A 7,004-nucleotide genomic window follows, 5' to 3' on the forward strand; every position below is an offset into this window, starting at 1 on the left:
TGCCGGCCWGCGGCCGGCACTACCCGGTCGCGTCGCGAATGGATTCCAATGAAACCAAATTTCCCTTGCGCCACAAGGCCGCAAGGCTGGTGCACTGCGGCATACTAGGGGTCTTGCCCCACAGGTGTGACATGACGCGCGCGTTCAACTTCAGTGCCGGCCCTGCAACCTTGCCGGAATCGGTCCTGCGCCAGGCGCAGGCGGAAATGCTGGACTGGCACGGGTCCGGCGCTTCGATCGTGGAAATGAGCCATCGCGGCGCGGAATTCATGTCCGTTGCCGCCGAGGCCGAGGCCGACCTGCGGCGCCTGCTCGACATCCCCGACGACTATGCGGTGCTGTTCCTGTCCGGTGGCGCCACCACCCAGCAGGCGCTGATCCCGCTCAACTTCGCCGCTCCCGGCCAGCGTGCCGACTACGTGGTCAGTGGCCACTGGGGCAAGACCGCGGTCAAGCAGGCCGGGGTCTACGTGGACGTCAACATCGCCGCCAGCAGCGAGGCCGATGGCTACCGCACGCTGCCGCCGCGCGCTGACTGGCAGCTCTCGCCCGATGCGGCCTACGTGCACATCACCGCCAACGAGACCATCCACGGTGTCGAGTTCCGTGATGTACCCGACACCGGCAACGTCCCGCTGATCGCCGACTTCAGCTCGTCCATCGCCAGCGAACCGCTGGACGTGCGCCGCTATGGCGTGATCTACGCCGGCGCGCAGAAGAATCTCGGCCCGGTCGGCATCGCGGTGATGATCATCCGCCGCGACCTGCTCGAGCGCAGTGGCCAGCCGCGCGCGGACATCTTCGATTACCGCTCGCACGTCGCACGCGATTCGATGCTCAACACGCCACCGACCTGGAACTGGTATCTGGCCGGACTGGTGTTCAAGTGGATGCTGGCCGAGGGCGGCGTGACCGAGTTCGCCAGGCGCAACGCCGCCAAGGCCGCGCTGGTGTACGGCGCCATCGATGGGTCCGGCGGCTTCTACCGCAATGAGGTCGCACATGCGGCCCGTTCGCGGATGAACATCCCGTTCTTCCTGCCCGATGCCGAACTCGACGGCCGCTTCGTCGCCGAAGCCAAGGCCGCCGGCCTGCTGGCGCTGAAGGGCCACAAGGTGGTCGGCGGCATTCGGGCCTCGCTGTACAACGCCATGCCGCTGGCCGGGGCCGAGGCGCTGGTCGCCTTCATGGCCGATTTCCAGCAGCGTCACGGTTGAGCAATGAACGGCGCGCACCGTCGGGTGCGTGCCCCGCAACAGGGAATTCCGATGGCAAGCAGCAAATCCAGCAAGAAGACGCCGAACAAGGCCGAACCGGCCAAGGACAGCGCCTCCACCAGCGCCAAGGGCAAGAGCAAGGGCACGTCCAAGGCCGCGTCGAACCCGGCGCCCACCCTGGCGCCACTCGCGCTGGCCGATGTGCGCTCGAAGATCGACCAGATCGACCGCGACATCCAGAGCCTGATCGCCGAACGCGCGCGCTTCGCCCACCAGGTCGGCAAGGCCAAGGGCAAGCTGGCTGCCGCCGTGGACTACTACCGCCCCGAGCGCGAAGCACAGGTGCTGCGCATGGTGGTGGACCGCAACGAAGGCCCGCTCAGCGATGAGCTGCTGGTGCACGTCTACCGCGAGATCATGTCGGCCTGCCTGGCCCAGCAGGAGCCGCTGAAGATCGGCTACCTCGGCCCGGAAGGCACCTTCAGCCAGCAGGCCGTGCTCAAGCACTTCGGCCGCTCGGCACTGGGCCTGCCGATGGCCAGCATCGAGGAAGTGTTCCAGGAAGTGGAAGCGGGCAACGCCGATTTCGGCGTGGTGCCGGTGGAGAATTCAGGGCAGGGCACCATCCAGATCACCCTGGACATGTTCCTGACCTCCAACCTGAAGATCTGCGGTGAAGTGGAACTGCGCGTGCAGCAGTACCTGATGTCGCGCAGCGGCCGCATCGAGGACATCGAGCGCATCTATGCGCACCCGCAGTCGTTCATGCAGACCTCGGCGTGGCTGCGCGCCAACCTGCCGAAGGCCGAGAAAATTCCGGTATCCAGCAATGCCGAGGGTGCACGCCGTGCGCGCAACGCCGACGACGCAGCGGCCATCGGCGGCGAGAGCGCCGGCCATGTGTACGGCCTGAAGAAGGTGGTCACCAAGCCGATCCAGAACGATGCCGACAACACTACCCGCTTCCTGGTGGTGGGCCGCAACATCTTCCCGACCTCCGGCCACGACCGTACCTCGGTGCTGGTGTTCATCCATGACAAGCCCGGCGCGCTGTTCGACGTGCTCAGCCCCTTCGCCCGCCACGGCATCAGCATGAACCGCATCGAGTCGCGCCCGTCGCACCACGGCAAGTGGGAATACGGCTTCTTCATCGACCTGGCCGGCCACATCGACGACGCGCCGATGCAGGCTGCGCTGGCCGAACTGGAAGCGCACTCGGCGCAGATCAAGGTGCTGGGTTCCTATCCGGTGGCCGTGCCCTGAGTGCTGCTGCGGCGGCAACAACCGCCGCTCCCTGATGCATCGCCGGCACTGCCGGTGTTTACGGAATGATCGAACGATGAGCAACGCGCAACACTGGATTGCCCGCAAGGGCCAGCCGCTGCAGGGCAGCCTGACCATTCCCGGCGACAAGTCGGTCTCGCACCGCTCGGTGATGTTCGCCGCGCTGGCCGATGGCACCTCGCATATCGAAGGCTTCCTGGAAGGCGAAGACACCCGCGCCACTGCGCACATCTTCAGCCAGCTGGGCGTGCGCATCGAAACGCCCAGCCCGTCGCAGCGCATCGTGCACGGCGTCGGCATCGACGGCCTGCAGGCCCCGGATGCGCCGCTGGACTGCGGCAATGCCGGTACCGGCATGCGCCTGCTGGCCGGCCTGCTGGCGGGCCAGGCGTTCGATTGCACGCTGATCGGTGATGAGTCGTTGTCCGGCCGCCCGATGCGCCGCGTGACCGGCCCGCTGTCGCAGATGGGCGCGAAGATCGACACTGAAAGCGATGGCACGCCGCCGCTGTACGTGCATGGCGGTCAGGCGCTGCATGGCATCGACTTCGCCTCGCCGGTGGCCAGCGCGCAGATCAAGTCGGCGGTGCTGCTGGCCGGCCTGTACGCGCAGGGCGAAACCCAGGTGACCGAACCGCACCCGACCCGCGACTACACCGAGCGCATGCTGTCCGCGTTCGGCGTGGACATCGAATTCTCGCCCGGCAGGGCACGCCTGCGTGGTGGCCAGCGTTTGCGCGCGACCGACATCGTGGTGCCGGCGGACTTCTCTTCGGCTGCGTTCTATCTGGTGGCTGCCAGCATCATTCCGGGCTCCGAGCTGCGCCTGAAGCAGGTCGGCCTGAACCCGCGCCGCACCGGCCTGCTGCACGCGCTGCGCCTGATGGGCGCGGACATCACCGAAGAGAATCCGGCCGAGCAGGGCGGTGAACCGGTGGCGGACCTGGTGGTGCGCTACGCGCCGCTGAAGGGCGCACGCATTCCGGAAGCACTGGTGCCGGACATGATCGACGAGTTCCCGGCGCTGTTCGTCGCGGCTGCGGCCGCACAAGGCCAGACCGTGGTGAGCGGTGCGGCCGAGCTGCGGGTGAAGGAATCCGACCGCCTTGCCGCGATGGCCACCGGCCTGCGCACGCTGGGCATGCAGGTGGACGAAACCGAAGACGGTGCCACCCTGCACGGCGGTGTGCGCCTGGGCAGCGGCACCATCGAAAGCCACGGTGACCATCGCATCGCCATGGCGTTCGCCATTGCCGGCCAGATCAGTGACGGCGAAGTGCGCATCAACGATATCGCCAACGTCGCCACGTCCTTCCCGGATTTCGACGGCCTTGCGCGCAGCGCCGGGTTCAACCTGGCCTGATCGGCGCCGCAACCGCCGGGCCACGCCCGGCGGATCGCATTGCGCGGTAGGTGCCGACCCTGGTCGGCACGCTCATATCACACGGTAGGTGCCGACCTTGGTCGGCACGCGTCTCCGCATAAAAGGACGGAGGCCGAAGCCTCCGTCTAAACATCACGAACCCCTCGTCCGCGATCAACGCTGCTCGGTACGGAAATCCACCGGGACCCGCACCACGCTGGCGATGGCACGGCCTTCGTGCATCGCCGGCTGGAACTTCCAGTTCTGCACAGTGTTCAGCACTGCGCGGTCCAGATCGCGACTACGCTCGCCGCTGCGCGAAACGATCGCGGCATTGGCGACGTTGCCGCGGGTATCGACACTCAGGCTGGCGATCACGCTGCCCTGCACGCCACTGCGCAGCGCGGCGGCGGGGTAGGTGGGCATGCGGTTGCTGGCCAGCGGGCGGGCCTCACGATTGCGCACTACCGGCGCGGCCTTCCGCGAAGCGGTCGCCGGCGCCGCCTGGCGCGCGGCAGGAGCTGCTGCATCCGTCACCACTGCCTGTTCTGGGGCTGGAAGCATGCGCTCACCGACCGGTGCCGGCGCCACGTCTTCCTGGTTCGAATGACGCAGCCAGAGCAGGGCGGCAGCGAACATCGCCACGATCAGCGCGATCCACATCCAGGGCGACGTGGGCTTGTGCTGCAGGCTGGAATCCTCCTGCAGGTGCGGCGAATGAAGGTCTTCGTGGGTGGTGGCAGTCATCGCTAACTCCTTCCGTCAATGGACGACGTGGGAAGTGTTGCGCGAGCCACGGGCGAGAAGTGTCAGCGTTGCGTCAACGCCACCGGCAGGGTTCAGTTTGCCTGCCGGGAAGCGTTCAGTTACTGCGTCTTGAAGTCGAACGGCACTTCAATGCTGCCGGGTACGGCCTGGCCGTTGCTCTGCGCCGGGGTGAAGCGCCAGCGGCGCACGGCGTCGGTGGCGGCACGGTCGAGCTCGCGTGAACCACTGCGCTGGATCACCGTGGCGTTGTTCGGATAGCCGGTGGCGTCCACGTCCACCCGCACCACCACGGTGCCGGTTTCGCCAGCGCGCAGTGCAGCGGCCGGGTAGGCGGGCGGCGGCGACTGGCCGGCAATCGGCATCGGTTGGCTGTTGCCGGTGGCTGCCGGCGCAGGGCCCGGTGCAGCCGGGGCCGCTTCAGCCACGGGGGCGGGCGGCGGTGGGGCCGTTTCCACCAGCTTCGGCGCTTCTTCCTCTGCCGGGGCCGGCTTGGCATCGGGCATGTCGCTGGAACCGGCTGCCGCGGCCAGCGGTTCCGGCAGCGGTTCCACCTGGGCGGTCTCCTGCGGAGTCTGCGCGGCCGGGTCGGCACGGAAGAATTCCTTGTCGCGGCCGGTCAACCAGACCAGCACGAACAGCAGTACGCCCACGCCGAAGGCGATGCCGGCGATCTTCAGGGCGTTGCGCGGGATATGCACAGTGAAAGACTTGGCGGACGACGAGCGGGGTGCAGACATGGACCGGACCAGTACGGAATAGCCCGATTCTGCCACGCCGGGAATGAACCGGGCGGCAGAAATCCGTATAACAAGCGATAATCCCATCCCTGATACCCACCACGACACCTGCCATGCTTGATCCAGCCCTGCTCCGCCACCAGCCCGCCGACCTCGCCGAACGCCTGCGCACCAGTCGTGGCTTCGAGCTCGACGTGTCTGCCCTGGAGTCCCTGGAGGCCGATCGCAAGCGCATCCAGGTGCGGACCCAGGAGCTGCAGAGCCTGCGCAACAGCCGTTCCAAGGCCATCGGCCAGGCCAAGGCCAAGGCCAAGGGCGAGGACGTCTCGGCCATCATGGCCGAGGTCGCTGCCTTCGCCGACGAGCTGAAGGCCTCGGAAGTGGCGCTGGACGAGCTGCGCGAGAAGATCGAAGCGATCTCGATGGGCATTCCGAACCTGCCGGCCGATGACGTGCCGGCCGGTGCCGACGAGAACGACAATGTGGAGCAGTCGCGCTGGGGTACTCCGCGCCAGTTCGATTTCAAGGTGCTCGACCACGTCGAACTGGGCGCTCGCAACGGCTGGCTGGACGGCGAGACCGCGGCCAAGCTGTCCGGCTCGCGCTTCACCGTGCTGCGCGGCCCGATCGCGCGCCTGCACCGTGCGCTGGCCCAGTTCATGGTCGATCTGCACACCGGTGAGCACGGCTATGAGGAAACCAACGTGCCGCTGCTGGTCAACGCAGATTCGCTGCGTGGCACCAGCCAGCTGCCGAAGTTCGAGGACGACCTGTTCAAGACTGCCGTGGGCGACTCCACGCGTTACCTGATCCCGACCTCGGAAGTGCCGCTGACCAACATCGTGCGCGATGAGATCGTCGAGGCCGAGCGCCTGCCGCTGCGCATGACTGCCCACTCGATGTGCTTCCGCGCCGAGGCCGGCAGCGGCGGCCGCGATGTGCGCGGCATGATCCGCCAGCACCAGTTCGAGAAGGTCGAGCTGGTCTCGATCAGCCGCCCGGAAGACAGCGATGCCGAGCACCAGCGCATGACCCGCTGTGCCGAAGTGGTGCTGGAAAAGCTGGGCCTGCCGTACCGGAAGGTGCTGCTGTGCACCGGCGACATGGGCTTCTCGGCCATCAAGACCTACGACCTGGAAGTCTGGCTGCCGTCGCAGGAGACCTACCGCGAAATCTCCTCGTGCTCGAACTGTGGTGATTTCCAGGCCCGCCGCATGCAGGCGCGCTGGCGCAACCCGGCCACCGGCAAGCCGGAACTGGCACACACCCTGAACGGCTCGGGCGTGGCGGTCGGCCGCGCGATGATCGCGGTGATGGAGAACTACCAGAACGCCGACGGCAGCATCACCGTGCCCGACGCGCTGCGCCCGTACATGGGTGGGCTGGAAACCATCGCCTGACTCCCTGATCGGGTGGGTGCCGTGCTTGCATGGCACCGCATCCACGCATGGCGTGGATCTACTGGAGCCGGGCCGTATCCACGCCATGCGTGGATCTACTGAACGGGGCCGCATCCACGCATGGCGTGGATCTTATCTCTTGCCGATCTGGCACTTTGGGTGCCGAGAGCCCGGCGTGGGCGACCGTGTGGATCTAGGTCTTTCGACCGTGAAGTAGCTTGGGTCCCCACGCCGG

6 protein-coding genes are annotated in these 7,004 nt (G+C 67.2%); 4 read left to right on the forward strand and 2 right to left on the reverse strand.

Annotation, left to right across the window (positions count from 1 at the left end):
- Window positions 1-131: 131 nt before the first annotated feature.
- The 3 genes from serC (at window position 132) to aroA (ending at window position 3,864) form a co-directional block, all read left to right on the forward strand.
- Window positions 132-1,217 carry a 3-phosphoserine/phosphohydroxythreonine transaminase gene (gene serC / locus D7T59_RS20910; protein WP_180853512.1) on the forward strand — a complete coding sequence of 362 codons (1,086 nt, stop codon included), beginning with the start codon at window positions 132-134 and terminating at the stop codon, window positions 1,215-1,217.
- Window positions 1,218-1,268: 51 nt separating this feature from the next.
- Window positions 1,269-2,480 carry a prephenate dehydratase gene (gene pheA / locus D7T59_RS20915; protein ID WP_180853513.1) on the forward strand — a complete coding sequence of 404 codons (1,212 nt, stop codon included), beginning with the start codon at window positions 1,269-1,271 and terminating at the stop codon, window positions 2,478-2,480.
- A 76-nt stretch (window positions 2,481-2,556) separates the two neighbouring features.
- Window positions 2,557-3,864: a 3-phosphoshikimate 1-carboxyvinyltransferase gene (gene aroA / locus D7T59_RS20920; RefSeq protein ID WP_180853514.1), complete on the forward strand. Its 1,308-nt coding sequence runs from the start codon at window positions 2,557-2,559 to the stop codon at window positions 3,862-3,864.
- Window positions 3,865-4,038: 174 nt separating this feature from the next.
- On the opposite strand, the gene D7T59_RS20925 is transcribed toward aroA, so the two are convergent.
- Together D7T59_RS20925 and D7T59_RS20930 are read right to left on the reverse strand one after the other, a co-directional pair.
- Complete coding sequence (locus D7T59_RS20925) at window positions 4,039-4,611, reverse strand: energy transducer TonB (RefSeq protein ID WP_180853515.1); 573 nt, start codon at window positions 4,609-4,611, stop codon at window positions 4,039-4,041.
- Between the two features lie 119 nt (window positions 4,612-4,730).
- Window positions 4,731-5,369, reverse strand: a complete 639-nt coding sequence (locus tag D7T59_RS20930; protein ID WP_164135833.1) for an energy transducer TonB — start codon at window positions 5,367-5,369, stop codon at window positions 4,731-4,733.
- A 113-nt stretch (window positions 5,370-5,482) separates the two neighbouring features.
- On the opposite strand from D7T59_RS20930, the gene serS reads away from it, so the two are divergent.
- Window positions 5,483-6,769, forward strand: a complete 1,287-nt coding sequence (serS, locus tag D7T59_RS20935; protein ID WP_180853516.1) for a serine--tRNA ligase — start codon at window positions 5,483-5,485, stop codon at window positions 6,767-6,769.
- Window positions 6,770-7,004: the final 235 nt, after the last annotated feature.

The organism is Stenotrophomonas maltophilia (assembly GCF_013464915.1).
In the GTDB taxonomy this organism is placed as follows: domain Bacteria; phylum Pseudomonadota; class Gammaproteobacteria; order Xanthomonadales; family Xanthomonadaceae; genus Stenotrophomonas; species Stenotrophomonas maltophilia_AT.